The sequence below is a fragment of the Candidatus Bealeia paramacronuclearis genome (assembly GCF_035607555.1).
Lineage (GTDB): Bacteria > Pseudomonadota > Alphaproteobacteria > UBA9655 > UBA9655 > Bealeia > Bealeia paramacronuclearis.
The window spans coordinates 148,551-171,418 of record NZ_JAVHWZ010000002.1; the positions used below are offsets into that span (position 1 = coordinate 148,551).

Genomic DNA, 22,868 nt, shown 5'->3' on the forward strand with positions numbered 1-22,868 from the left:
AAAAGAACAAAAAGTGAGGTGTCCATGGAAGATGATCATCATACCGTCGATTTGGCGGATGCAATTTTGCTATTGGAAAGCAAGGGTGAGGTCGAGGTTTTTTTGAAGGATCTCTGTACGCCTCAGGAAATTAAAGCGCTCAAAGAGCGCTGGCGGGTTTGCCAGTTACTCGAGCGGGGAACTAGTTCCTACCGGCAAATTCATAGCATCACTGGGGCCAGTCTTACCACCATTGGAAGGGTCGCCCGCTTTTTAAAAGATGAGCCCTATTGCGGCTATCAAACTGTTTTGAAAAAATTAAAAACCGAGGTTCAAAATGAATAAGTTATTCTATGCAATTTTACCGATTTTTTTAGGGGGCGCTACCCTCAATGCCCACTCCGTTTTTATCAGTCAAGTCGTTGATCATCCGGCCCTCAATAGCACCGTTGAAGGACTTCGTGCGGGGTTAAATTCTCAAGGATTTGAGGAAAATAAAAATCTTGAAATCAAGATTGAGTCCGCCCAAGCCAATGCCGCCATGGCAGGGCAAATTGCCGGAAAGTTTGCCAATCAAAATCCAGATGTGGTTGTGGGTGTGGGTACGCTTTCGGCACAAAGCTTTTTAAAATATGCCTTAAAAGGGCAAGTGAAACTTGTTTTCAGCTCCATCACAGATCCCAAAAGTGCAGGACTTACGGACTCTCCGCACATTCAAGGCGTTTCCAATTTCATTGCCCTTGAACCACAACTTCAGCTCTTTCAAAAGATTCAGCCCAATTTAAAAACCCTTGGGATTCTTTATAATCCTGGCGAATTGAATTCCATAGAAATAGTGAAAAAACTGAAGGAACTCTGCCCCAAGTTTGGTATTGCACTTTTCAAGCAGACAATTACAAAAACGAGCGAAGTGCCTCAGGCTGCACAAAAGTTGGCACCACAAGTGGATGCGATTTTTATCAGCAATGACAACACGGCCTTAAGCGCCCTTCAATCGATCGTAAAAGTCGGAAAACCAGTTTATGTCAGCGATACGGATGCGGTGGCACTTGGTGCTGTGGCGGCCTTTGGACCCAATCAATACGAAGTTGGTGTTCAAACAGGCGTTATGATTGCACGCCTTTTAAACGGGGAAATGACTTCACCTTCTATTGAATACCCGAGCAAAAGCGATCTTTATATCAATCTTGAGGCGGCCAATAAGTTAGGACTTGAAATCCCTGATGAAGTCCTGAAAAACGCTACAAAAATCCTCGAGGAGGCAGCTTTATGACGGGCGCTGAAATTCTCATGGCCCTGGAAATGGGCCTTATTTATGGGATTGTGGGAATTGGAATTTACCTTAGTTTTCGCGTTCTCAATTTTCCAGATCTGACCTGTGACGGCAGTTTTGTGACAGGTGGGGCAGGGGCCGTACTCGCTCTTAAAATGGGGATCTCTCCATTCTTTTCGGTCGGTGTTGCTTTCCTTTTGGGGTGCGGCGCTGGGTTTTTGACGGGTGTTTTGAATGTCTATTTTAAAACCTCCGATCTTTTGGCCGGAATTCTGGTGGCGTTCATGCTCTACTCCTTAAATTTAATGCTTATGGGCGGTATTCCCAACATGACCCTTATTTCTGAATCGACCTTATTTGAAATGGGATCTCCCTTTCTGATTTTAGTATGTATTGGGATTTTGATTTGGGTACTTTTAAGCCTTCTTTTTGCAACTGATTTTGGGCTTGCGTTAAGGAGTTTGGGGCAAAACAAAAGCCTTGCCATGAATTGTGGAATTCATATTCCACCCTTTATCTTTTTAGGGCTCATGCTCAGCAATGGCTTTATCGGTTTGGCGGGTGGATTGTTCAGCCAACATGAAGGATTCGTCGATATCTCCCAAGGCATTGGAACTCTGATCATAGGGCTTGCTGCGATCATGATCGGGGAAAGTCTTTTCAAATCTCGAAGTCTCAGTGTGATTTTGGCCTCCTGTTTTTTGGGTTCCATTCTTTATCGATTGGTTATTGCTATAGCTCTTCATAGTGATTGGCTCGGACTTGAAACACAACATCTCAATCTCATCACAGGTCTACTTGTGGTTCTCATTATGTGGGCCCCTCAGATCAAAGGGAGGCGTTATGCTCAAGCTTGAAAATATTGATGTGATTTTAAATCAAGGTACATCCTTGGAAAGATCAATTTTAAAGAACCTCAATCTTGAATTGGCCCGGGGTGATTTCCTTATTTTAAGGGGGGATAATGGTGCAGGAAAATCAACAGTGTTCAATGTGATTTCAGGGCACCAGAGGCCTCAGCGGGGGAGGATTTTTCTTGAGGATATTGATATCACAAACGCACCCCAACACAAGCGGGCCGAAGATATCAGCCTTGTGATGCAAGATCCCCGCATGGGAACCCTTGAAAATATGAGTATTGAGGAAAATTTAAGTTTTGCTTATCTCCGCGGAAAAAAACGAGGGTTTCAATGGGCTTCTTCGTCTTCGCGAAGGGCGTTTTTCCAAGAAAAACTTTCTCTTTTGGGGATGGGGCTTGAAGGCCGCTTGGAGACGCTTGTATCTCATTTATCTGGCGGACAACGCCAAGCCTTGAGCCTTATTATGGCGATTTTGAGAAACTCAAAACTTTTGCTTTTGGACGAGATTACCGCAGCCCTTGATCCCAAATTGTCAGAATCTCTCATGGAGCTCACTCACAAAATTATCTCTGAAAATAACCTGACTGCCATGATGATTACACACAATCCGCAACACCAAGAAACCTATGGAACACGGGCTTTGATCTTAAAAAATGGAACCCTTGTGTGAATGGTCTCGTATTTGTCCAAATAAATGCCACAATTTGATCATAAAGCTTCAGAATTCGAGAAAAGTGGTGGCCTTTGAGGTGTCTGGAAACGCATAAAAGGGGACTCACCTTGGATCCCAGAGCTTTTTTTCAAACTATTCCAAGACTTTCAATTTTCTCAAATGATCACAGTCTAAATCACATAACTTTTTTGAAAAGAAAGAATAAATTAAGCACGAAGGATGCTATGCCTCCCTTCCTCTATTTTCCGCATAATAAATATTATGGAAAATTAATCTTGAGGTTTTGGTGCGGCAGAGCTTCCGGCCAAAATACCACCATCAATGACAAGTTCTGCGCCTGTGACGTATTTTGATTCATCAGATGCCAAATATAATGCGCAATACGCCACATCCAAAGGTTCTCCCATCTTTCCCAAAGGAATGGCGCGCTCAATTTTTTCGATAGAGAGTGCGCGCATCTCAGGCGTTGCTCCCAGCATAGGATCCCAAATTGACGTTAAAATCGCAGCGGGATAAATACCGTTACAACGAATTTTATAGTTTTTCTCTGCACAATAAAGCGCTACTGTTTTGGTGTGATTTCGAATGGCAGCTTTACTGGAGGCATAAGCAGCAGCCCCTGGAACTCCCACAAGACCGGAGCGCGAAGACATGTTAACAATTGATCCTCCATCTTCCTTCATCAAAGGAATAGCCATTTTACAGCCCAGGAATGTTCCCCCCAAATTGACGTCATGAATGTAATTCCAACTCTTAAAAGACGCATGTTCTGGATCTTGTGGTCCAAATTCAGGGAAAAATCCCATAATTCCCGCATTATTCACAAGAATATCCAATTTTCCAAACTGAGACTCGATAAAATTTGAAATCTCCGCCCAACCACTTTCTTGCGCCACATCAAGGTGGAAATAAGTCGCGTTTGGCGCTAACTCTCGGGTAAGTTTTTTACCGGCGTCATCAAGGATGTCAGAAAGAATCACGTAAGCCCCCTCTTCCACAAAAAGCTGGGCTATAGAGGCGCCAATGCCTTGCGCCGCCCCTGTAATCAGTGCAATTTTGTTTTTTAAGCGTCCCATTTAAAAAAAATCCTATTTATTTCATTTGATTGTTAAATAAAATTTAACAAATTTTAGTACAGTTTACAAATAGGAATACCTCTCATAGATTGGGCTTGGAGACAAAAATGAAATTTTTAACTTTCTTTACAATCCTCTTGTATGGGATGCTTTCTGGTGGAATTGCGCAAGGAAATATAATTTACATGAAACCCAATGAAGAAATAACGTTTACGATTCCTTTTCTAAAACATAAGCGTCTCTCTGATATTGACGTTTTGAGCGAGCATAGTGACAAACTCAGTATCACAGTAGAAAGACCTGATGATGGCAAGTCTTCTATTATTATTCGGGCACATGCATTAAAAATTGGAGACTCCCGAGGAGTTGTGGCTTTTACAAAAAATGATCCCAGGCGATTTTGGTTTAAAAAATTTATCATAAGTGAATAGAAACAGATGATTGCAATTCTTAAAACTTACAAATCTGGCGGATTTACGTTTCAATCTTTGGGATCCAATATTATTTCAGGTCTGATTGTGGGTATTGTAGCGATGCCCTTGGCCATGGCGTTTGCCATCGCTTCTGGCGCAAAACCGGAGCAAGGGCTTTACACATCCATCATTTCGGCTGTGATCGTAGGGATTTTTGGTGGAACGCGCACCCAAATCGCAGGGCCTACCGGCGCCTTCATCGCCATTTTAATGACCATTACAGTTCAGCACGGCATTGTAGGGCTTCAGATGGCCACATTTATGGCGGGAATCATTCTGATCCTGATGGGGGTTGCGAAATTAGGCAGTTTTATTAAATTTATTCCTGATCCTGTAATCGTAGGTTTTACAAGCGGAATCGCAGTCATCATTTTCATTGGTCAGTGGGATAATTTTTTTGGATTTCCAGATTTCTCCCAAAAATTTCATCATTTTCACGAAAAGATGATTGCATTTTTGTATGCTTTGCCGAATTTTCATTTCACAACCACAATTTTAGGTTTTTTAAGTCTGGGAATTTTAATATTCGCCCCTAAAATCCCTTATTTAAAATCAGCCCCCTCCCCTCTTGTGGCGCTTGTAATTGTAACTTGCCTTCAAGCCCATTTTGGATTTTCGGATGTAGCAACCATTGGCTCTACATTTGGCGAAATTCCTCAAAAACTTCCTGATTTTCAAATTCCTGCAATTACCCTGTCCCGTATCATTGAACTTGCAGGCCCAGCCTTTACCATCGCCCTTTTAGGAGCCATTGAATCCCTACTTTCTGCCACAGTTGCAGATGGTATGGCAGGTACAAGACACAATTCGAATCAAGAGCTAATAGGACAAGGCCTTGCCAATATAATCTGCCCTTTTTTCGGAGGATTTGCCTCAACTGGCGCCATTGCCCGAACTGCGACCAGCATTCGTAATGGCGCCACGAATCCTATAGCAGCAATTATTCATTCTCTTACATTGCTGATCATGATTTTGGCTTTGGCACCGTTGGCTTATCATATTCCATTGACGGCCTTGGCTGCGATTTTATTCGTAGTCGCCTATAATATGAGCGAAATGCATCGGTTTGCCTTTATGTTCAACCATGCGCCCCAAAGTGACATCATCATTTTGCTCACAACATTTGTGCTGACGGTCATGACGGACCTTGTGGTAGCCGTCAATGTGGGCGTGATTCTCTCAATTTTGCTCTTTACACGACGGATGAGCCAATCTGTTCATATTGATCAAGAAAAGGAAGAACATCTTGAGGAGGAACTCTTAGCATTGGGTTTTGATCGTCTTCCTCACAATGTTCTGGTCTATAGTGTTCAGGGCCCTTTCTTTTTTGGAGCTGCCGAAACCCTTGAACGAGCCCTTTCGGCAACCCACGCAGATCCTACCTCGTTGATTTTAAGGCTCAAAGGTGTGCCTTTTATGGATGTCACTGGCCTTCAAACTTTCAAAGACATCATCTATGATTATCAAAAACGTGGGGTCGATGTTTACCTCTGTGAGGCCAATTCTAAAGTCCAGCAGAAACTTGAAAGAATGGGAATTCTTAAAATTATTCATGGAAATCAGGTGTATTTATCCATTCGTGAGGCTTTGAATTTCATTCGGTGGGAGACATCATCCTCCTCAAGGATGCTATGATGACCATATATTTGCGTTGATTACATTTCTTATTTTCTGTAAATCGCTGTTACCCCCCCTCCTTATCGTTAAGATAATTCTATCGAAGGCGTTGCAAATTCAATTTAAGAAAGGCAGAATTAATTTAAGAATATAATAAATATCAGGGAGGATCTGCGATGAGACGTGTGTTTTATGTTGCATTTTTTATCTCCTCTTTATGTTTTGAGGCCTCCTTGGGGGCTGTGAGTGGGCGTATTAATCGCGAGCCTTATGAAGAAGTTCAAATGGAAGATAAAATCAGGAGTTACTTACCTGCTCAAGGAACTGCGGAGACGCAAGACCTCGTTCCTAAGCTTGTGAAGCTAAATTCCGAACTTCATGCCTCAATTTCACGAACTCCATTTACATTGAAAGAACTCTTGTGCCTTGAAAGGCCTAATGAGAGTGGGGATCTTGATTTAGTTTTTCCGAATGCGCTTTTATTAAAGGTTGCTGCGGCAATCCCAACAACGAAAGAAGAGAAATTTGTAATCCAAACGGCCCAAGAAGCCTGGGCCCATCGTCCTTTTTATATTGATGGAAGGAATCTCGAGACAAACCTTTATATTTTGAAAAACTTCTCTTTTCTTACTTATGTTGTGATGGGTCCTGGGCTTGATTTTAGTTCAGAATACTTTAATATTCTTTTGACGCGCAAACTTACAGGATTTGGATACTTGGAAGTTACTGGAAGTCCTCTTATGCAGTCGTTTCCTCCCCATAAAGTTGTTTTTGAGAACTCAAGGGAAACCCTACGCTATTTTTTTGTTGATCAATCTTCCATTTTTCAAGCAAACGACATCCAAACGATTCCTTTTGCAGCCACTGAATTATGGTTTTCAAATCAAAGTGATCTGGCTTGGAATCATTTCAAAAACATTTCTCCTCTGGTGGAGTCATTGACCCTTCTTTATAATCCTCAAATTAAAAATCAAATACCCTCAACTATAACATGGCCTCAAAATCTCTCCTCATTAACCCTTGATTTTAATGAGATAACAACTGAATTTATTGGAAACTTGCCTAAGGCATTACGAAAATTGAAATTGGAGGGTGTGCAGCACTTGCCGAAATCGTCCCTCCAAAAACTTCCTAACACTCTCAAATGGTTAAGGCTTAAAAATTGTCAATTTTGCGAAGAAAGACTTTTTAATTCATTTGATTTTGGATGGAATAATTTTGTGAGCTATTTAAATTATGGGCTTTCTTACTTGGAAGTCAATAATTGTCCCGACATCAAAAAAGAAGATTTGACATCATTTGCATCATCCTATGGGCATACTTTGGTGTATGTCCCGCCGCCCAGATCACTATATTCCTATTTTGATTCCTATTTTGAATAGGTCAATAAGAGAAAAACAAGGAGACGCCAATTGGGAAAACTTACATCAGAAATCATCACCTCTTTAGGACTAGAGTCTTATTTGATGTCTGAAGGGAATCTGCCTTTATCCTCCCCCATTGATGGAGAATCTTTGGGATATGTTGAGGAAACATCACAAGCAGACGCCCATGAGATGATTTCAAAAGCCAAAGCTGCGTTTTTAAAATGGCGTGTTGTCCCCGCCCCTCTTCGCGGGGAGCACTTACGGCTTTTGGGGGAAGAGCTGAGAACCTGCAAAGAAGAACTCGGTTATTTGATTAGTCTTGAGTCCGGCAAAATTCTTGAAGAAGGACGTGGAGAGGTTCAAGAAATTATCGATATTTGCGGTTTTGCCTTAGGCCTTTCCCGCCAGCTTTATGGCCTTACCATGACGTCTGAACGCCCTGGGCACCGCATGATGGAAACTTGGCATCCGCTGGGGCCTGTGGCTGTGATCTCGCCCTTTAATTTTCCCGCAGCCATTTGGGGGTGGAATTTTGTGTTGGCAATCCTTTGCGGAAATCCTGTCATTTGGAAACCTTCGGAAAAAACGCTTTTAACTGCCATTGCCTGCGCACACCTTTTTGAAAAAGTGATTTCGAAATTTGAGAACGCGCCCCCTCACCTCTTACAGCTTGCTTTGGGAGGACGCGAGATTTCAGATGTTTTTCTAGAAAATCATGACATCCCTCTAGTTTCTGCCACCGGAAGTTGTGGAATGGGTCATTATGTAGCGCAGCAAGTCTCCAATCGTTTGGGGCGATATCTTTTGGAATTGGGTGGCAATAATGGGATGATTTTGGCGCCTTCTGCTCATCTTGAGCTGGCTGTTCGCGCTGTCACTTTTTCAGCATTAGGAACCGCAGGACAGCGGTGCACAACTTTAAGGCGGCTCATCATTCATCGATCCATTTATGATCAAGTGATTCCACGGCTTAAATCTATTTTTGAAAATGTGAAAATTGGAAATCCCCTCGAGTCCGGAATTCTCATGGGTCCCCTGATTAACAAAGAGGCTTATGAGCATATGCAAGAATCATTAAAACTTGCACAAGAGCAAGGCGGAAAAATTCATGGAGGGACAAGAGTGTTAAAGGAAAAATATACCAAGGGATATTACGTCAAACCTGCTCTTGTAGAAATGCCATCTCAAACATCAATTGTGAAAACAGAGACATTTGCCCCGATTTTATATGTGATGACGTATGATGATTTTACGGAGGCCCTTCAGATGCACAACGATGTTCCCCAAGGTCTTTCCTCCAGCATTTTTACGCAAGACACGGCGGAGGCCGAAATTTTTATGTCTGCAAGCGGCAGCGATTGTGGTATTGTGAATGTGAATATAGGGCCCAGCGGCGCTGAAATTGGTGGTGCTTTTGGAGGTGAAAAAGAAACAGGCGGAGGTCGCGTTTCGGGCACTGATACCTGGCGCGCTTTTATGCGGCGTGCCACCAACACCATCAACTATTCAGGGGAGCTTCCGCTCGCACAGGGGATCCATTTCGATGTCAGCTGAATTTTTCTGGTACGACCCATTTCGTCTTCAAGATCGTTTGTCTGATGAGGAAACACTTATTCAAGATACGGCCAGAGATTACGCACAAGTCTCGCTTTTGCCGCGCATTCTCGAGCTGAATCGTCAAGAAAAGGCGGACCCTGCCCTTTTTGAAGAACTGGGCAGTCTTGGCTTTTTCGGAATGACATTGAGCGGATATGGTTGCGCCAATGCCAATTATGTAAGTTATGGACTTGTTGCGCGAGAGTTAGAGCGCGTAGATTCAAGCTATCGATCAACTTTCAGTGTTCAATCTTCCCTTGTCATGTTTGCCATATACAAGTTTGGCTCTGATGAGCAAAAAGAGCGATTTCTACCAGGCCTTAGAGAAGGAAAACTTATTGGTTCTTTTGGACTAACTGAGCCCAATCATGGCTCGGATCCCGGATCCATGGAAAGTCATGCGAAAAAAGTCGAAGGTGGCTGGAAACTTTCAGGCTCTAAAACGTGGATCACCCACAGTCCCATCGCCGACGTCCTCATAGTTTGGGCCAAGGATGAGAATAATAAAATCCGAGGATTCCTTCTTGAAAAAGGAATGAAAGGCCTCGAGTGCCCCAAAATCCCAGGTAAATTCAGTTTAAGGGCTTCCATCACCGGACAAATCCTGATGGATGAAGTGTTTGTGCATGAGAAAAATCTGATGCCTTTGGCGCACGGTTTGAAAGCCCCTTTTGAATGCCTGAATAATGCGCGCTTTGGTATTGCTTGGGGCACATTGGGGGCTGCAGAATTCTGTTGGCACGAAGTGCGCCAGTACGGGCTTGAACGACGTCAATTTGGCGTACCTTTGGCGTCCAAACAACTCTATCAAAAGAAATTAGCGGATATGCAAACGGAAATCTCATTAGGTCTTGAGGGTGCTTATCAAATGGGGAGGCTTAAAGATCAGGGGCACTGCGCCCATGAGCTCATTTCACTCATGAAACGCAACAATGCCGGACGTGCTCTTGAAATCGCACGAACTGCACGCGATATGCTGGGGGCTAACGGAATTTCGGACGAATATCACGTCATCAGGCACGTCATGAATCTTGAGTCCGTGAATACGTATGAGGGCACACACGATATTCATGCCCTCATTTTAGGTCGGTCTCAAACGGATTTAATGGCGTTTTGAGATCTCATGAAAAAGGCAATAGCCGGAACATCCGATAATTATGATGGATAAAGCTGTTGACATTGGTGAGGAAACACAATAGCCATCATCACAAGTACCAATACAGACTTCGTCAGCGCAACAATTTGCAACACCCGCATTCGCAAGGCAAGTCCCCCAACATGACCCGCAAGCGTGACTTTCTTTTAAGTTTTTGGCAACAATAGGGTTACTGTAAAGGTGTCTCCACAGTTTTGACTCTTCATCGGAATGCGAATTTTTGGCCGCAATAACAGTATCACTAGTTGTTAAGAACAGGCATCCAAACGCAGCTAAAAAATATAAAAATTTCTTTTTCATGGCTTTCGCCTCCTATTGATCTTTTGCTGTTTCTCCCAAATTTACAAAAATTGATTAAAATTTATTTAATTTTTTATCAGCCAATAGAAGCACCTATTTTTGATAAATCAAATACGGACAATATTAATAATTTTCAATGTATTATATAAATATTCAAATACAAACAACGTATTTGTGATATATTTAAAATATATAAAAAATAAAATTTTGGTGATGTTATGAAAAATTCCAAGATTACATTTTATGTATTAATTACGGTTGTTGTTTTTTCTCAAAGTCACACAATTCTTCATGCGGCAATTTCAGGAGACGATGTTGCAAATAAATCAATCTCAAGACTTGTATCCCATTTAAATGATTCGGATCTAAACGTTTCTAAAGACAGCACTAAAGTTCTTGAACCGGTTGTGAGAAAAGAAGGTGATCACTTTCAAGTTGATCCCCAGTTTGTTCAGCAAATCCAAACTTATGCAGAGATGGCAGACTTAAGTTACCACCTTGTCAGCGGAAGGGTGGAGCTTTCTGAAAAATATCTTGAAAAATTTATTAAAGAGGGCTGGAAGATTTCAGGATTCTCAGGACTCAGCGGCAACAAAGACTTCGATCAAAAAAAATACGACGCCAAGAATCTCGATCTTGCAGGATTTTTAGCCTTTAATCCCAAAACAAATGAGGCAGTGATCACGTTTCACGGCTCTCAAGACTCTCTGGATTGGGAGAATAATTTTATGATGGACAAAGTAGATGCAAGGAAAATGGGCTTTAAATTTGACGGAAAAGTTCACAGAGGGTTTGCCGAAAGATACAAGTCTTCCAAAGACGAAATTTACAGCCTTTTGAAAAGAACTTACCTCAGCTTAAACCAATCCGCCAAAGATGAATTTCACATCACAACAACTGGCCATAGTTTAGGTGGAGGAATGGCAACCATTGGCTATGCAGATCTTGCTACTGATTGGGCTAAGCAAATTTGGGGCGATAATTACAAGAATACCGAAAGCAATCGTATCAGAGGGTTTGCCATGTCCCCTCCCCGTGCTTTTGATGAAGCCGCAATTTCCACTTTAACACATTCTGTGGGCGTCCAAAATCTTATTATTGATACCAATGATTTCGATCCTGTAAGCAAAGTGGGCCCGGGAAGAGTTCTTACAGCTTTGCTTATGGCATCAACACCAAATGCGCCTTTATCCTGGCTTTTAAAAGGCGCAAACAAGTTAGGCCTAGTTGATGAGAGCAACCCCCAACTTTTAGCACAAAAGTATGGTGGATATCGTCATTTGGGAACAAAAGCGACACAATCAACTGCCCAGTCTATGAAAGAAGCCGTAGAGCTTTTTTCAAACCCTGGCGGACCCAAAAAAACTACACTTCAACAAACTGTTGAGAATATTGGAATGCCTAAGACTGGGATTATAGATAAAGCTTTTGAAAAAATAAAATCAGGAATTGCTGCAATTCATTATGGATCAAATCAAACCCATGGCCTGTATTTTGATCCGCGCCTCATTCACGGATCTACCATTGAGGCAAGAATCAATAAAGCCTCTCCACCCTCCCCCGTCCCAGAAAAAAAGTCTTTCTGGCAAAAAGTAAAAAACAAAATTTTTGGGTAACTTCTGTTCTATACCTCTCACCAATGAAGAAGCCTTATTAATCAGGGGAAAGCCAAAATAAGAGTTGTAATTCAATAAAATTTATGTATAAACAAGGCATAAAAATTGAACTGACGAATAAAGAAAAACAAGATCTAGAATTCAGCACACTAAAGAGAGAGATCGTCGCGTGGCTGATCGCATCAAAGCGGTTTTACTAAATACAGAATGTTGGATTCAAATGCAAATCGCCCAAGCTTTGCGGATTCGCTATGAAACTGTTCAAGATCACCTCAACGATTACAAGAATAGCAAAAAGCTGAATCCTGAAAATGGTGGCTCTGAAAGCCATCTTACCCCTCATCAAACTTTGCAGCTGATCCGGCTGAGTTTGAGGAGGCCATTCATCTCACATCTGTCTGAACTCACACACCTTGGAATTTCGATAAGTTCGGCAACAGTGCTTGGCAAAAATTGGCGTGCTGCAACCTCAGTGACTGCTGAAACCCCTTCTCTCAGACGATGTGCAAATGTTTTTTGTAAGTCGTCTGAGTTTTGAGATGGCCCGGTTTCTTTTGCGCAAGAACCTTGACAAAATTCATAATTTATCGCCCATTGAGAAAGCATTTTTTATGATTGAGAGGCCTTTGAAATGACGACACGAACTCATCCTTACAGAACTCATACTTGCGGCGAACTGCGTATTCAGAATGCGGGCGAAACCGTGCGGATTTCAGGATGGGTCCATCGTCAGCGCGATCATGGGCAGTTGTTGTTTATTGATCTTCGCGATCATTATGGATTGACCCAATGTGTTGTGGATCCAGAAAGCTCTTGCTTTTCTGCACTTGAAGCGATCCGCAATGAAAGTGTGATTACAATTACCGGAAAAGTTGTGGAGAGGACAGCAGATACGGTTAATACCAAAATGCCTACCGGGCAAATTGAGATTTTTATCGAGAGCTTTGAACTGCAATCTGCAGCGCTTTCACCTTTGCCCTTACAAGTCAATAGTAACGCAGAATTTCCTGAAGAAACCCGCCTGAAATATCGTTTTTTGGATTTGCGTCGCGAGAAAATGCACGACAATATCATTCTGCGGTCGGCCGTTATTTCCTCCCTGCGTCGTCGGATGATCGAACAAGGCTTTATGGAGTTTCAAACTCCGATTTTAACAGCCAGTTCTCCTGAAGGTGCTCGCGACTTCTTGGTGCCAAGCCGCATTCATCCAGGTCAATTTTATGCGCTTCCTCAAGCGCCGCAACAATTCAAACAGCTTTTGATGGTCTCGGGATTTGATAAATATTTCCAAATCGCACCTTGTTTCCGGGACGAAGATGGTCGTGCGGACCGCTCTCCCGGAGAATTTTACCAGCTCGATTTTGAGATGTCATTTGTCACTCAAGACGATGTTTTTAATGCGATTGAGCCTGTTTTGGCTGGCGTCTTTCATGAATTTGGCAAAGGGCGCCGGATTACAGAAACGCCATTCCCACGCATTCCTTATGATGTCTCCATGCTCAAATATGGATCCGACAAACCGGATCTTCGAAATCCCATTGAGATTGCGGATGTCTCTGAAGTCTTTAAAGGCTCAGATTTTGGGGTTTTTTCAAATGCCCTTGAAAAAGGTTCTGTTGTACGCGCGATTCCCGCACCTCACGCTTCTGATCGCCCCCGTTCTTTCTTTGACAAGCTCAATGATTGGGCCCGGGAATTGGGCGCGCCTGGTTTGGGATATATTATTTTCTCAGAAGGTTCGGCCAAGGGGCCCATTGCAAAATTCTTGGATGAGGATCGCCTTGAAAAACTCAAATCTTTGGCCAACCTTCAAGACGGGGATGCTGTTTTCTTCGTCTGCGACCAAGTTAAAAAAGCCGAGAAATTGGCAGGTTTGGCCCGCACAAAAATTGGAGAAGATCTCGATATTATCGAAAAGGATTGCTTTAAGTTCTGTTGGACAGTGGATTTCCCCATGTTTGAATATAACGAGGACACAAAGCAAATCGAATTCTCACACAACCCCTTTTCCATGCCGCAAGGGGGAATGGACGCGCTTTTAAATCAAGATCCTCTCACTATCAAAGCGTATCAATATGACATCGTTTGTAATGGTATTGAGCTCTCAAGTGGCGCGATTCGAAATCATTTGCCAGAAGTTATGTACAAGGCTTTTGAGATTGCAGGATATAACAATGATCACGTTGATGAAAAATTCGGCGGCATGATCAACGCCTTTAAATATGGGGCCCCACCTCATGGCGGTTCAGCGCCTGGGATTGATCGCATTGTGATGCTTTTGGCCGATGAGCCCAACTTGCGCGAAATTGTGGCATTTCCCATGAACCAGCAAGCGCAAGATCTTTTGATGGGAGCGCCTTCCTCTGTGATGGATTCTCAACTCAAAGAATTGAATTTAAAAGTGGTATTGCCCATCAAAGAAAAAGCTTCAGCCTAAGGAGAAATCATGAGTATGAAATCAAGTGCTATGCCAGGAAAACTGCCCTCTCAACAGAGTGGATTCCAAAGGGCGTTGGCGGGACTTATTTTCTCAAGCCGTTGGCTCCAGGCGCCCCTTTATTTTGGCCTCATCGTCTCTCAATGCATTTATATTTATCATTTTCTGATTGATCTCATCCATCTTGTCAGCGAAGCCTCAACGATTAGCGAAAATGAGATTATGCTCATTGTTTTGGGACTTATTGATGTGGTGATGATTTCTAATCTTCTTATTATGGTAATTATCGGCGGATATGAAACGTTCGTCTCGCGCCTTCGTATGGATGATCATCCCGATTCCCCGGAATGGCTTTCCCATGTGAACGCGAATACAATGAAGATCAAATTGGCATTGGCGCTCATTGGAATTTCGTCGATCCATCTTTTGAAGACATTTATTTTTATTGACCAAGGATTTGACCAAGAAGGACATAAAATCTCTGAGGCCACGGTGATGTGGCAAGTTATTATTCATGTAACATTTTTGGTTTCAGCCATCGCCTTGGCCTACACATCCAAACTTGCACAAGGCATTGCGGAGGAAGCATGACCTACGTTGTGACGGAATCGTGCATTAAATGTAAGTACACCGATTGTGTGGAAGTCTGCCCTGTGGATTGCTTTTACGAGGGCGAGAATATGCTCATGATCAATCCTGAAGAATGTATTGACTGTGGTGTGTGCGAACCGGAATGTCCGATTGAGGCTATCCAACCGGACACCAAAGAAGGTATGGAAAAATGGGTAGCTATTAATGCGGAATTCTCAAAAATTTGGCCCAACATCACACGAAAAAAAGAAGCCTACCCCGATGCGGACAATTGGGCAAAAGTGAAAAACAAGTACCCCAGCGAATTTAATCCCGAAAAGGGATGAAGTAGCCCCCCTTTTCCAATATGATCTCAAAGCAATAAGACATCCCCGTCATTCCAAACACAGGGCTGTTCTTTATAGTACTTCTCCATTATATGGATAGACATTGGCTGAGGAGTTTATCAAGGAGTTGATGAAGGTTTTCTGGGTTTTGCTGGACGAGGGGGCGGAGGATGGATTTGATTTTGTGCCACCAATGTTCGATAGGATTGAGGTCAGGAGAGTCAGTTGGGAGAAAGAGGAGATGGCAGCCAAATTTCTCAATCAAATCTTTCGTTTTTGGCGATTTGTGAAAGGCGGCATTGTCCATAATCAGGGTGGTATTTTTTGATAAACCCGGCAATAAAACCTACTCAAGCCAAGCATTAAAAAGATCTGCATGACATCCACCTTGAAAGGTGAAAGGCGCCACGAACGCACCCTTCATGAGACCGCCAATGATACTGACATGCTCTCTTTTTTGGCCCGGGATCTCCGCGTAAACCTTTTGCCCGCGCGGCGCCCAGGCATGCTCTCGATAAAGGCGATTATCAATCCCAGCTTCATCAATCCACACGATTGTTTCAGGATCTATAGTCATTCCCCTATAAATAGATAGATTTTTAGGAAAAGTTTAGGTATAAGGAGGGAATGGCAAAAGCATATTCGGAAGAGCTGCGAAAAAAGGTCATCTCCTCCATTACGAGCGGCGACCGTAAGCGGGAGGCTGCAAAGGTTTTTAACGTTGGAGAAACCACGATCTATCGATGGATATGTCTTCATAAACAAGGGGATATTAAACCGAAAAAACGCACTTCTTATCCGCGTAAAGTCGATGAGCAAAAACTCAGAGACTACGTCGCTCAAAATCCGGATCATACGCTCAAACAAATCGCCGAAGCTTTGGGGTTGAGATTCCAAAACGTGAGTAAATGGCTTAAACGTTTAAACATTACACGAAAAAAAGACGACGCTTTACAAAGAACGTAACGAAGACAAGCGGGCCGAATTTATAAAACAGCTTGAGAAAATAGATCCTGAAACAATCGTGTGGATTGATGAAGCTGGGATTGATAATCGCCTTTATCGAGAGCATGCCTGGGCGCCGCGCGGACAAAAGGTTTACGCGGAGATCCCGGGCCAAAAAAGAGAGCGTGCCAGTATCATTGGCGGTCTCATGAAGGGTGCGTTCGTGGCGCCTTTCACCTTTCAAGGTGGATGTCATGCAGATCTTTTTAATGCTTGGCTTGAGTAGGTTTTATTGCCGGGTTTATCAAAAAATACCACCCTGATTATGGACAATGCCGCCTTTCATAAATCGCCAAAAACGAAAGATTTGATTGAGAAATTTCGCTGCCATCTCCTCTTTCTCCCAACTGACTCTCCTGACCTCAATCCTATCGTAAGCGTCATAGGACCCGCATCTTTTAGGTGTGAGGAAAATAGGACAAGGTTGACTCCGTAAAACAACTACGGAGATGAAAATGATGAAGGAGAAAAGGACGGGGCAACGTCAAACGCGAGATGAAAGATCCGCAGGGAAGCTGAAATATTGGGAAGAGCAGATCGAGAGCTGGCGTAAGAGCGGATTGAGTCAGGAAAAATTTTGTACGGCTGGAGGACTGAGTTATTCGTCCTTTAAGTATTGGTTTCCCCGCGTGGGAAGAAGGCTATTTGAGGGGTCATCGGTCGGGCGCTTTGTGGCGACTGCTGTGGTGGGGCACGAGAGTCCAGAAACATTAGATTTATTTGAGAGTCCTGCCCTTCAAGCAGAGGCTCGCCAAGCTCCCGTGCCCCTTGAGATTCGCTTTATGTCCGGGGAGAGGATTGAGATTGTGCCGGGATTTGATGGGATTACGCTTCAGCGTGTAATTGCAATACTGCGGAGTTGCCATGTTTGAGCAGACGCGAGGGGAGATTCTGTTTTATTCCGCCCCGATGGACATGAGAAAATCGATTGATGGACTTGCGGCTTACGTGGCCTCTAGCTTAGGTCGTGTGCCGTGTGACGGAACGATGTATGTTTTTTGCAACCGGACCCTGACCAAGATGAAGATCTTGTATTGGGAGACGAATGGATTTTGTCTTTGGTACAAACGCCTTGAAAAAGAGAGGTTTCAGGTGAGTTTGAGGGGAGATGTTTTGGAGTTGACCTCCCAGCAATTGAGATGGCTGCAAGAGGGTCTCAATTATCAAAAGCTCAAAGGCCATAAGGCGGTCCATTTTCAAGAATTTTCCTGAGGTTTTTACCTGAAAAAACTCAGAAATACATTGACGTTTTAGGGGGTTTTGGGTAGAGTTCCTCATGAAAAATGAGCCCCAAACTTCACTCAAAATCTCCTCTGTTTTCGACGCTGTGGCGCTCTATAAAAACTTGCAAAAATCAGAAAAAGACAAGGCTATTCTAGCCACACAAAATGAACATCTGGTGCAAGAGGTTGATCGACTGACTCATTTATTGCTTCAGATGAAACAAAGCAAGTTTGGGCGGAGCTCTGAGAAGATCAAGTTCGAGGAATTTCCCAAGCTCCCCGGGTTTGAAAACGTCTTTGATGAGGTTTACGAAGAGCCGCCTTTAGAAGCAGAAAAGGCTGGGGCTGAAAGTGAAACAGAGAATGACTCTGGAAAGGACAAATCCTCCTCGACTCTTCTCAAAAAAGGACGTCGTCCGTTGCCGGCTCATCTGCCGCGCGAACGTGTCATCCATGATATTGCTGGTGATAAAATCTGCACCTGTGGACATCCGTTGCATCAGATGGGCGAGGAGATCTCTGAGCAGCTGGATTACGTTCCCGCACAGTTAAAAGTCATTCAAAACGTGCGCTTGAAGTATGCCTGTAAATCTTGCACCGAAGGGGTGCGTGTGGCTGAAGTGCCCAATGCGCCTCTTCTCAAAAGCATGGCATCTGCGAATCTATTGGCCCACATCATCGTCTCCAAGTACCAAGATCATCTACCCCTTTATCGACAATCTCAGATGTGGGAGCGGTTTGAAGTTGACTTAGGTCGGGCCACGATGAGCCGTTGGATTCTTCAAATAGGTGATCTCTTGAGCCCTTTAAAAGAGCTTTTAAGATCTGAGATTCTCAAGGAGACTTATGTACGGGCAGATGAAACGCGGGCTCAAGTTTTAAAGGAATGTGACCGCAAGGCGCAAACGCAATCCTATATGTGGGTGTATATGACCGGGTCGTCATCTCATCACGCCATTTCTTATGAATACACGCCCACACGCAAAGGTGAAAATGCCAAAGAATTCCTGAAGGGTTTTAAAGGTTACCTTCATACGGATGGGTATGGTGGTTACAAAGCCTTGGCGCAAAGTCAAGACATCACGGCTGTGGGATGTTGGGCCCATGCGCGGCGCAAGTTTGCGGACATTATTAAAAGTACAGGCAACACCACGGGCAAATCTGCCGAGGCGCTCACCATCATCAGAAGCCTTTATAAAATTGAAAAAGACGCCAAAGAGGCTCAATACCCGCCCGATAAGATCCAAAAGCTCCGACAAGAAAAAGCCAAGCCCATCCTTGAGAAATTCAAGGTCTTGCTTAAGGAGCACAAAAAAGTGATTGTTCCCAAAAGTCCCTTGGGGCAAGCGGTTGGCTATGTTTTAAGGCAATGGGGCCCCTTGACAGAATACCTCAATGATGGCCGCTTGGATATTGACAACAACATGGCAGGACGCGCCATCCGTCCATTTGCTGTGGGCCGAAAAAACTGGCTTTTTATGGGCAATGTCAAAGGTGCCCACGCCTCAGCTGTCATCTATTCCCTCATTGAGACCTGCAAAGCCAATGGCGTCAATGCTTTTGACTATTTCCGCTACGTCCTCGCCAACATCAATTCCACACCTGAAAATAATTATTCCCACCTCCTCCCCTGGAATCTTAAGTATTCCCTTTCTAATTTACACCAATAAGACGCTTACGTTATTTTCCTGTGAGCTTTTACCGTGCTTGGCATATCCAAGATGGTGTCCAAGCTCGCCTTCGAGCGCCTTTTCGATGAGGGCTTTTTTGATGAGGGCTTTTTTGATGAGGGCTTTTTTGAGGTCGAGGAAAACATTTTTCTCATTGAGGATATCGGCAGGATCGCCAATTAATTCGAGAAGTTCGTCAAGAGTTTCAGGTCTGATTTTGTGTGTTTTTGACATGTGTGTTGTCCTTGTGTGTTAGGGTTGTGGGGCATGGATATGATGCATAACTCTTACGAGTTCTGCACATACCCACACCCCCTTCATCAACTCCCATTTACACAAACTTTCTGACAGAACCTGATGCGATTAATTAAATTTTATTATGTAGATCAAGGCTTATTCTAATTGATTCCTCTATAAACTCACTCATGCTTTTTTTGTTTTTAATGCAAAAAATTTGCAAATCCAATTTTAGTGAGGAGTCTATGTTGAGGGAAATTCTCTCCTTCTTAATTTCAATTGTCTTACCTTTAATTTTCTTAGTGTCTTCATCGCAAACTATACTATGTGTTTGCGACTCTGGCTCAACCTTCACAAGATCCTCGGTTAACATAAATTTTGACTTTGCCATTTTTTTCCTAAGCCACAAATTTTGATTTTTTATTTTGTTTAGATTCAAAAAGTCTATCTTTTATGAATTTCCAAACTTGCCTGCTTTCTTCTTCTGCTGCTTTATCTATTTCACAAGCTGAGTTTCCCATTCCCATTGCTGATGCATATGATGTTCTATTTGAAATTACAGCGGGTGCTACGGGACCAAAACTAGATAATACAGATGATGCCTGAAATGTCGCTTTTGACCTAACAATGCCTTGAGTAAGAACAAAAACGTATTTTTTATCTTGCTCTTCAACCATACTAATTGTTCTACCTATGGCACTTAAATCAGGTGCGGTTGGTTTGGAAGGAATTAATACTAAATCAGCTAGACTAATGCCTAGCCTTGAGTTTTGACTGGCATCTCCAGGTGTATCCACTATACAAAGCTCAAAACCTTTGCTGGAAATGTTTTTTAGAACCTCCTCTGTTTTTTTCTCTGGAAGGTCTATTAGAGGCAAATCATCTGAGTCTCTTCTATTCCACCATCCTTCAAGTGTCTTCTGGGGATCGAGATCGACAATTATAGTTTTAATCCCATCCCTAATTGATTCTAAAGCTAAATGGGCCGCACAAGTAGACTTACCTGCTCCGCCCTTTCTATTAGCAACTGTCAGTACCTTCATAGCTCCTAATCCATATTCAGTTTCATTGTGATACATTACTACATCCAATCAGAATGCACAATGTGTGTATTTTTTTTGAACGATCTGAAACGTTATAGATTAAGCAAGTCGTAAAAGAACTATGGCTCTTTAGATCCTGTCGTCATGAGAGTTGAGGCCAAAGGACAAGGCAGAGAATTTGAGCAGTAGCCAAGAAGGAAGCGGTGTTTTTCGCATATCGCGTGGCAATGCCTCTCCATCTCTTCAGATGCAAGAAAGCATTTTCAACCAAGCGCCTGATTTTATACAAATCTTTGTCGTAATCCCGCTGGATTTTTCTATTCTTTCTGGTCGGAATGTTTGTCCGAATGCAGATAGAAGTGAGACAAAATTGGGAGGGATGGAGATGAGCTGAGCGCGCCCCCAAATTGCGCTGTAGCGAGGCTCATCTCCATTGCCACACCCAACCAGGCCTCAAGAATAGGAAATCTAAAAAACCTATTGATGGAGGCCTGGATGAGGATCCACGGATTACATAAAAATAAGCATAGGCTTTATGCATATGCGCGTACACAAGACTGTTTGGACGTCTATCGCAAACGGTATGAAGACGGCGTGAGGCGTTGGAAAAAACTCAAATTTGAAAACGTTTGTGATTCCAGGTGCCAAGACATTTGCGGGATGTCCCGCGCAACTTATTATCGCCACAAGAAGATCCTGAAGGACCTTAACAAAGGGAGTGTTCCCCCTTCAAAAAAGCCACGAAATCTCAACAAACCGCACTGGGGAGAGGCAGAACTTCAGCTTGTGAAAGTGCGCCGCGAAAATCCCACCTATGGCAAAGAGAAAATCGCCATCATTCTCAAGCGAGACCATGGGCAAATCCTGAGCGAAAGCACCGTCGGCCGTATCCTGACCTCCCTCAAAAACAAGGGGCTTGTGCAAAAATCACCCTCCGCCCTGAGAACAAAAAGAAAAAGACAATTTAAAAGCCATGCAAAACCTTGGACTTTCAAGGATTATAAAACGATGACGCTTGGTGAGCGGGTTCAGATTGACCATATGACAGTCACCAAAAATGGTATCTGTTTCAAGCACTTCCAGGCTTGGGAAAGAGGCTCGAAATTTATCTATGCGAGTGTGTATGCCCATGCCAAGAGCTCAAGCGCCAAACGCTTCTTGCTTAAGTTTGTAAAGCAGGCCCCCTTTAAAATTCAATCCATTCAAGTTGAGGGAAGATCTGAATTTATGGCGGAATTTGAGGAAGCCTGTGAAGATCTGGGCATTCCCTTAATTGTTTTGCCCCCCAAAAAGCCCACTTACAACGGCGGCGTTGAGCGGGGAAATCGAATATTCCGGGAGGAATTTTACAACCAAAACAAAGTCCTGGCTGATTCCATAGCTTCTATGCGCTTTGAGCTCTCTCAAGCTGTCTCAAAGTATAATTCTTATCGGCCTCATCGCGCCTTGAAAGGCCTCACTCCTTTGCACTATATTCACTCTCATATTCTCGAGGCCTCTTGTGTCTCATTCTATATGAACTCGTACAATAAAAAAACTTTCATTGACATTTCAAAAAAAAAATTATATTCATTTTTGTTTTTATTATCTTTTTTGTTTTTAATTAAGGCTTAATAAATGAAAAATTTTTTTTATCTAATTTCAAGCGTTTCTTTGTTTCCATTTTATTTTTCTCCTATTTTGGCAGGAAAGGGGGGAAAGGAGGAAGAGCCTCTAAACAACCCGCCTGCATTGTTGGGGAAACGTTCTCATGAGGCAGACAATAGAGAAGCTCCTGCAAAAAGACCTGCACGCGATCCACAACAACCCCTTCAAGCGCCGTTCCTAGAAAGAAATGCCCCGCCTCCCCTCGCCTTGCGACAAAACAACAACGATCAAGAATTGGCGTTTGAGGCTTCAAAAATTTTGAGTGATAATTCCTACGAACTTTTTTTCCTATCAACAATTCAATCTGTTATTCAAAAAATCAATGTTAATGGTGAGATAAAATCAATAAAATACATTAATGAAATTGATGAAATTGGAATAAACCAAGAAAAATTTGAAGAAATTATTCGAAAAATATCCCTTAATGAAAAAATGGGAAAAAATCTTCAAGATCTCCTGAAGAAACACGCCCCTCAGCTAACTCCATTATTTAGTAATTTTTATGATATTTGGATTACACATATCGATATAAAGTGTTACCCGGGCAACTGGTTTAAAAGTCTCTTATGGAGCAAAGGCTCTGATTTTCGTAATACGCTTTTGTATTTATTAATCTTTAAAAAATATAGAGATGAAGATATTCCTACTATTAATCAAGCTTTTGAAGAAGCTTTTAAATATTGAGACACTTAACTAAAGATAG

Annotated in this window: 24 protein-coding genes and 4 pseudogenes; 21 read left to right on the plus strand and 7 right to left on the minus strand. The window is 42.9% G+C overall.

Annotated features, from left to right (window positions below; all coding sequences use genetic code 11):
* The first annotated feature begins 24 nt into the window (after nucleotides 1-24).
* From Bealeia2_RS05520 to Bealeia2_RS05535, 4 genes are read left to right on the plus strand one after another with little or no spacing between them, the layout of a single operon-like run.
* Nucleotides 25-324, plus strand: coding sequence for a YerC/YecD family TrpR-related protein (locus Bealeia2_RS05520; protein ID WP_331256117.1), 300 nt, complete (start codon nucleotides 25-27; stop codon nucleotides 322-324).
* Nucleotides 317-1,252 carry an ABC transporter substrate-binding protein gene (locus Bealeia2_RS05525; protein WP_331256118.1) on the plus strand — a complete coding sequence of 312 codons (936 nt, stop codon included), beginning with the start codon at nucleotides 317-319 and terminating at the stop codon, nucleotides 1,250-1,252. The genes Bealeia2_RS05520 and Bealeia2_RS05525 overlap by 8 nt, the downstream gene beginning before the upstream one ends.
* Nucleotides 1,249-2,109, plus strand: coding sequence for an ABC transporter permease (locus Bealeia2_RS05530; RefSeq protein ID WP_331256119.1), 861 nt, complete (start codon nucleotides 1,249-1,251; stop codon nucleotides 2,107-2,109). The genes Bealeia2_RS05525 and Bealeia2_RS05530 overlap by 4 nt, the downstream gene beginning before the upstream one ends.
* On the plus strand, nucleotides 2,096-2,782 hold the full coding sequence (locus tag Bealeia2_RS05535; protein ID WP_331256120.1) for an ABC transporter ATP-binding protein: 687 nt from the start codon (nucleotides 2,096-2,098) through the stop codon (nucleotides 2,780-2,782). The genes Bealeia2_RS05530 and Bealeia2_RS05535 overlap by 14 nt, the downstream gene beginning before the upstream one ends.
* 272 nt (nucleotides 2,783-3,054) lie before the next feature.
* On the opposite strand, the gene Bealeia2_RS05540 is transcribed toward Bealeia2_RS05535, so the two are convergent.
* On the minus strand, nucleotides 3,055-3,861 hold the full coding sequence (locus tag Bealeia2_RS05540) for an SDR family oxidoreductase (protein ID WP_331256121.1): 807 nt from the start codon (nucleotides 3,859-3,861) through the stop codon (nucleotides 3,055-3,057).
* 107 nt (nucleotides 3,862-3,968) lie between these two features.
* Here Bealeia2_RS05540 and Bealeia2_RS05545 point away from each other — a divergent pair, with 107 nt between their 5' ends.
* The 5 genes from Bealeia2_RS05545 (at nucleotide 3,969) to Bealeia2_RS05565 (ending at nucleotide 10,031) form a co-directional block, all read left to right on the plus strand.
* A complete protein-coding gene (locus Bealeia2_RS05545; protein WP_331256122.1) occupies nucleotides 3,969-4,292 on the plus strand; it encodes a hypothetical protein in 324 nt (107 codons plus the stop codon).
* Between the two features lie 6 nt (nucleotides 4,293-4,298).
* The gene (locus tag Bealeia2_RS05550) at nucleotides 4,299-5,969 is read left to right on the plus strand and encodes a SulP family inorganic anion transporter (RefSeq protein WP_331256123.1); all 1,671 of its coding nucleotides are present in this window, start codon (nucleotides 4,299-4,301) and stop codon (nucleotides 5,967-5,969) included.
* 158 nt (nucleotides 5,970-6,127) lie between these two features.
* Nucleotides 6,128-7,333, plus strand: a complete 1,206-nt coding sequence (locus Bealeia2_RS05555; protein WP_331256124.1) for a leucine-rich repeat domain-containing protein — start codon at nucleotides 6,128-6,130, stop codon at nucleotides 7,331-7,333.
* 84 nt (nucleotides 7,334-7,417) lie between these two features.
* Nucleotides 7,418-8,872, plus strand: coding sequence for an L-piperidine-6-carboxylate dehydrogenase (amaB, locus tag Bealeia2_RS05560; protein WP_414437864.1), 1,455 nt, complete (start codon nucleotides 7,418-7,420; stop codon nucleotides 8,870-8,872).
* Nucleotides 8,862-10,031: an acyl-CoA dehydrogenase gene (locus Bealeia2_RS05565; RefSeq protein WP_331256126.1), complete on the plus strand. Its 1,170-nt coding sequence runs from the start codon at nucleotides 8,862-8,864 to the stop codon at nucleotides 10,029-10,031. The genes amaB and Bealeia2_RS05565 overlap by 11 nt, the downstream gene beginning before the upstream one ends.
* Here the strand turns inward: Bealeia2_RS05565 and Bealeia2_RS05570 are convergent.
* Nucleotides 10,017-10,370: a hypothetical protein gene (locus tag Bealeia2_RS05570; protein WP_331256127.1), complete on the minus strand. Its 354-nt coding sequence runs from the start codon at nucleotides 10,368-10,370 to the stop codon at nucleotides 10,017-10,019. The genes Bealeia2_RS05565 and Bealeia2_RS05570 overlap by 15 nt on opposite strands.
* 218 nt (nucleotides 10,371-10,588) lie before the next feature.
* Between Bealeia2_RS05570 and Bealeia2_RS05575 the strand changes: the two genes are divergently transcribed.
* The 5 genes from Bealeia2_RS05575 to fdxA all read left to right on the plus strand — a co-directional run bounded on the left by Bealeia2_RS05575 (nucleotide 10,589) and on the right by fdxA (nucleotide 15,340).
* Nucleotides 10,589-11,986: a lipase family protein gene (locus tag Bealeia2_RS05575; RefSeq protein WP_331256128.1), complete on the plus strand. Its 1,398-nt coding sequence runs from the start codon at nucleotides 10,589-10,591 to the stop codon at nucleotides 11,984-11,986.
* Between the two features lie 169 nt (nucleotides 11,987-12,155).
* A complete protein-coding gene (locus Bealeia2_RS05580) occupies nucleotides 12,156-12,524 on the plus strand; it encodes a COG3415 family protein (protein WP_331256129.1) in 369 nt (122 codons plus the stop codon).
* Nucleotides 12,525-12,617: 93 nt separating this feature from the next.
* Nucleotides 12,618-14,423, plus strand: coding sequence for an aspartate--tRNA ligase (aspS, locus tag Bealeia2_RS05585; RefSeq protein ID WP_331256130.1), 1,806 nt, complete (start codon nucleotides 12,618-12,620; stop codon nucleotides 14,421-14,423).
* Between the two features lie 15 nt (nucleotides 14,424-14,438).
* The gene (locus Bealeia2_RS05590; RefSeq protein WP_414437865.1) at nucleotides 14,439-15,014 is read left to right on the plus strand and encodes a TIGR00645 family protein; all 576 of its coding nucleotides are present in this window, start codon (nucleotides 14,439-14,441) and stop codon (nucleotides 15,012-15,014) included.
* Nucleotides 15,011-15,340: a ferredoxin FdxA gene (fdxA, locus tag Bealeia2_RS05595; protein ID WP_331256132.1), complete on the plus strand. Its 330-nt coding sequence runs from the start codon at nucleotides 15,011-15,013 to the stop codon at nucleotides 15,338-15,340. The genes Bealeia2_RS05590 and fdxA overlap by 4 nt, the downstream gene beginning before the upstream one ends.
* An 88-nt stretch (nucleotides 15,341-15,428) precedes the next feature.
* Here the strand turns inward: fdxA and Bealeia2_RS05600 are convergent.
* Nucleotides 15,429-15,917: pseudogene (locus Bealeia2_RS05600) on the minus strand (IS630 family transposase).
* Between the two features lie 50 nt (nucleotides 15,918-15,967).
* Here Bealeia2_RS05600 and Bealeia2_RS05605 point away from each other — a divergent pair.
* From Bealeia2_RS05605 to tnpC, 5 genes and pseudogenes are all read left to right on the plus strand, one after another.
* The gene (locus tag Bealeia2_RS05605; RefSeq protein WP_331256133.1) at nucleotides 15,968-16,306 is read left to right on the plus strand and encodes an IS630 transposase-related protein; all 339 of its coding nucleotides are present in this window, start codon (nucleotides 15,968-15,970) and stop codon (nucleotides 16,304-16,306) included.
* Nucleotides 16,307-16,364: 58 nt separating this feature from the next.
* Nucleotides 16,365-16,781: pseudogene (locus Bealeia2_RS05610) on the plus strand (IS630 family transposase).
* Nucleotides 16,782-16,800: 19 nt separating this feature from the next.
* Nucleotides 16,801-17,217 carry an IS66 family insertion sequence element accessory protein TnpA gene (gene tnpA / locus Bealeia2_RS05615; RefSeq protein ID WP_331255563.1) on the plus strand — a complete coding sequence of 139 codons (417 nt, stop codon included), beginning with the start codon at nucleotides 16,801-16,803 and terminating at the stop codon, nucleotides 17,215-17,217.
* Nucleotides 17,210-17,557 (plus strand): IS66 family insertion sequence element accessory protein TnpB, encoded by a 348-nt coding sequence (gene tnpB, locus Bealeia2_RS05620; protein ID WP_331255536.1) that lies wholly within the window; start codon nucleotides 17,210-17,212, stop codon nucleotides 17,555-17,557. The genes tnpA and tnpB overlap by 8 nt, the downstream gene beginning before the upstream one ends.
* A gap of 64 nt (nucleotides 17,558-17,621) precedes the next feature.
* Nucleotides 17,622-19,238 carry an IS66 family transposase gene (gene tnpC, locus Bealeia2_RS05625; protein WP_331255562.1) on the plus strand — a complete coding sequence of 539 codons (1,617 nt, stop codon included), beginning with the start codon at nucleotides 17,622-17,624 and terminating at the stop codon, nucleotides 19,236-19,238.
* Here tnpC and Bealeia2_RS05630 read toward each other — a convergent pair.
* The 4 genes and pseudogenes from Bealeia2_RS05630 to Bealeia2_RS05645 all read right to left on the minus strand — a co-directional run.
* Complete coding sequence (locus Bealeia2_RS05630; RefSeq protein ID WP_331256134.1) at nucleotides 19,227-19,472, minus strand: hypothetical protein; 246 nt, start codon at nucleotides 19,470-19,472, stop codon at nucleotides 19,227-19,229. The genes tnpC and Bealeia2_RS05630 overlap by 12 nt on opposite strands.
* Before the next feature lie 133 nt (nucleotides 19,473-19,605).
* Nucleotides 19,606-19,866: a hypothetical protein gene (locus tag Bealeia2_RS05635; RefSeq protein ID WP_331256135.1), complete on the minus strand. Its 261-nt coding sequence runs from the start codon at nucleotides 19,864-19,866 to the stop codon at nucleotides 19,606-19,608.
* 7 nt (nucleotides 19,867-19,873) lie between these two features.
* Nucleotides 19,874-20,554 carry an AAA family ATPase gene (locus Bealeia2_RS05640; protein ID WP_331256136.1) on the minus strand — a complete coding sequence of 227 codons (681 nt, stop codon included), beginning with the start codon at nucleotides 20,552-20,554 and terminating at the stop codon, nucleotides 19,874-19,876.
* 106 nt (nucleotides 20,555-20,660) lie between these two features.
* Nucleotides 20,661-20,855, minus strand: a pseudogene (locus Bealeia2_RS05645) (IS5/IS1182 family transposase); the annotation flags it as partial.
* 158 nt (nucleotides 20,856-21,013) lie between these two features.
* Here Bealeia2_RS05645 and Bealeia2_RS05650 point away from each other — a divergent pair.
* Both Bealeia2_RS05650 and Bealeia2_RS05655 read left to right on the plus strand, forming a co-directional pair.
* Nucleotides 21,014-21,985 (plus strand): annotated as a pseudogene (locus Bealeia2_RS05650) (integrase core domain-containing protein); the annotation flags it as partial.
* Between the two features lie 150 nt (nucleotides 21,986-22,135).
* Nucleotides 22,136-22,849, plus strand: a complete 714-nt coding sequence (locus tag Bealeia2_RS05655; RefSeq protein WP_331256138.1) for a hypothetical protein — start codon at nucleotides 22,136-22,138, stop codon at nucleotides 22,847-22,849.
* Nucleotides 22,850-22,868: the final 19 nt, after the last annotated feature.

Coding starts and splice junctions, on each gene's coding strand:
- Bealeia2_RS05525 (WP_331256118.1), top strand. CDS start 317: ATGAATAAGTTATTCTATGCAATTTTACCGATTTTTTTAGGGGGCGCT.
- Bealeia2_RS05655 (WP_331256138.1), top strand. CDS start 22,136: ATGAAAAATTTTTTTTATCTAATTTCAAGCGTTTCTTTGTTTCCATTT.
- Bealeia2_RS05545 (WP_331256122.1), top strand. CDS start 3,969: ATGAAATTTTTAACTTTCTTTACAATCCTCTTGTATGGGATGCTTTCT.
- Bealeia2_RS05540 (WP_331256121.1), bottom strand. CDS start 3,861: ATGGGACGCTTAAAAAACAAAATTGCACTGATTACAGGGGCGGCGCAA.
- Bealeia2_RS05570 (WP_331256127.1), bottom strand. CDS start 10,370: ATGAAAAAGAAATTTTTATATTTTTTAGCTGCGTTTGGATGCCTGTTC.
- Bealeia2_RS05555 (WP_331256124.1), top strand. CDS start 6,128: ATGAGACGTGTGTTTTATGTTGCATTTTTTATCTCCTCTTTATGTTTT.
- Bealeia2_RS05565 (WP_331256126.1), top strand. CDS start 8,862: ATGTCAGCTGAATTTTTCTGGTACGACCCATTTCGTCTTCAAGATCGT.
- Bealeia2_RS05640 (WP_331256136.1), bottom strand. CDS start 20,554: ATGTATCACAATGAAACTGAATATGGATTAGGAGCTATGAAGGTACTG.
- tnpA (WP_331255563.1), top strand. CDS start 16,801: ATGATGAAGGAGAAAAGGACGGGGCAACGTCAAACGCGAGATGAAAGA.
- Bealeia2_RS05605 (WP_331256133.1), top strand. CDS start 15,968: ATGGCAAAAGCATATTCGGAAGAGCTGCGAAAAAAGGTCATCTCCTCC.
- Bealeia2_RS05520 (WP_331256117.1), top strand. CDS start 25: ATGGAAGATGATCATCATACCGTCGATTTGGCGGATGCAATTTTGCTA.
- amaB (WP_414437864.1), top strand. CDS start 7,418: ATGTCTGAAGGGAATCTGCCTTTATCCTCCCCCATTGATGGAGAATCT.
- Bealeia2_RS05635 (WP_331256135.1), bottom strand. CDS start 19,866: ATGGCAAAGTCAAAATTTATGTTAACCGAGGATCTTGTGAAGGTTGAG.
- tnpC (WP_331255562.1), top strand. CDS start 17,622: ATGAAAAATGAGCCCCAAACTTCACTCAAAATCTCCTCTGTTTTCGAC.
- Bealeia2_RS05630 (WP_331256134.1), bottom strand. CDS start 19,472: ATGTCAAAAACACACAAAATCAGACCTGAAACTCTTGACGAACTTCTC.
- fdxA (WP_331256132.1), top strand. CDS start 15,011: ATGACCTACGTTGTGACGGAATCGTGCATTAAATGTAAGTACACCGAT.
- Bealeia2_RS05550 (WP_331256123.1), top strand. CDS start 4,299: ATGATTGCAATTCTTAAAACTTACAAATCTGGCGGATTTACGTTTCAA.
- Bealeia2_RS05530 (WP_331256119.1), top strand. CDS start 1,249: ATGACGGGCGCTGAAATTCTCATGGCCCTGGAAATGGGCCTTATTTAT.
- Bealeia2_RS05535 (WP_331256120.1), top strand. CDS start 2,096: ATGCTCAAGCTTGAAAATATTGATGTGATTTTAAATCAAGGTACATCC.
- aspS (WP_331256130.1), top strand. CDS start 12,618: ATGACGACACGAACTCATCCTTACAGAACTCATACTTGCGGCGAACTG.
- Bealeia2_RS05575 (WP_331256128.1), top strand. CDS start 10,589: ATGAAAAATTCCAAGATTACATTTTATGTATTAATTACGGTTGTTGTT.
- Bealeia2_RS05590 (WP_414437865.1), top strand. CDS start 14,439: ATGAAATCAAGTGCTATGCCAGGAAAACTGCCCTCTCAACAGAGTGGA.
- tnpB (WP_331255536.1), top strand. CDS start 17,210: ATGTTTGAGCAGACGCGAGGGGAGATTCTGTTTTATTCCGCCCCGATG.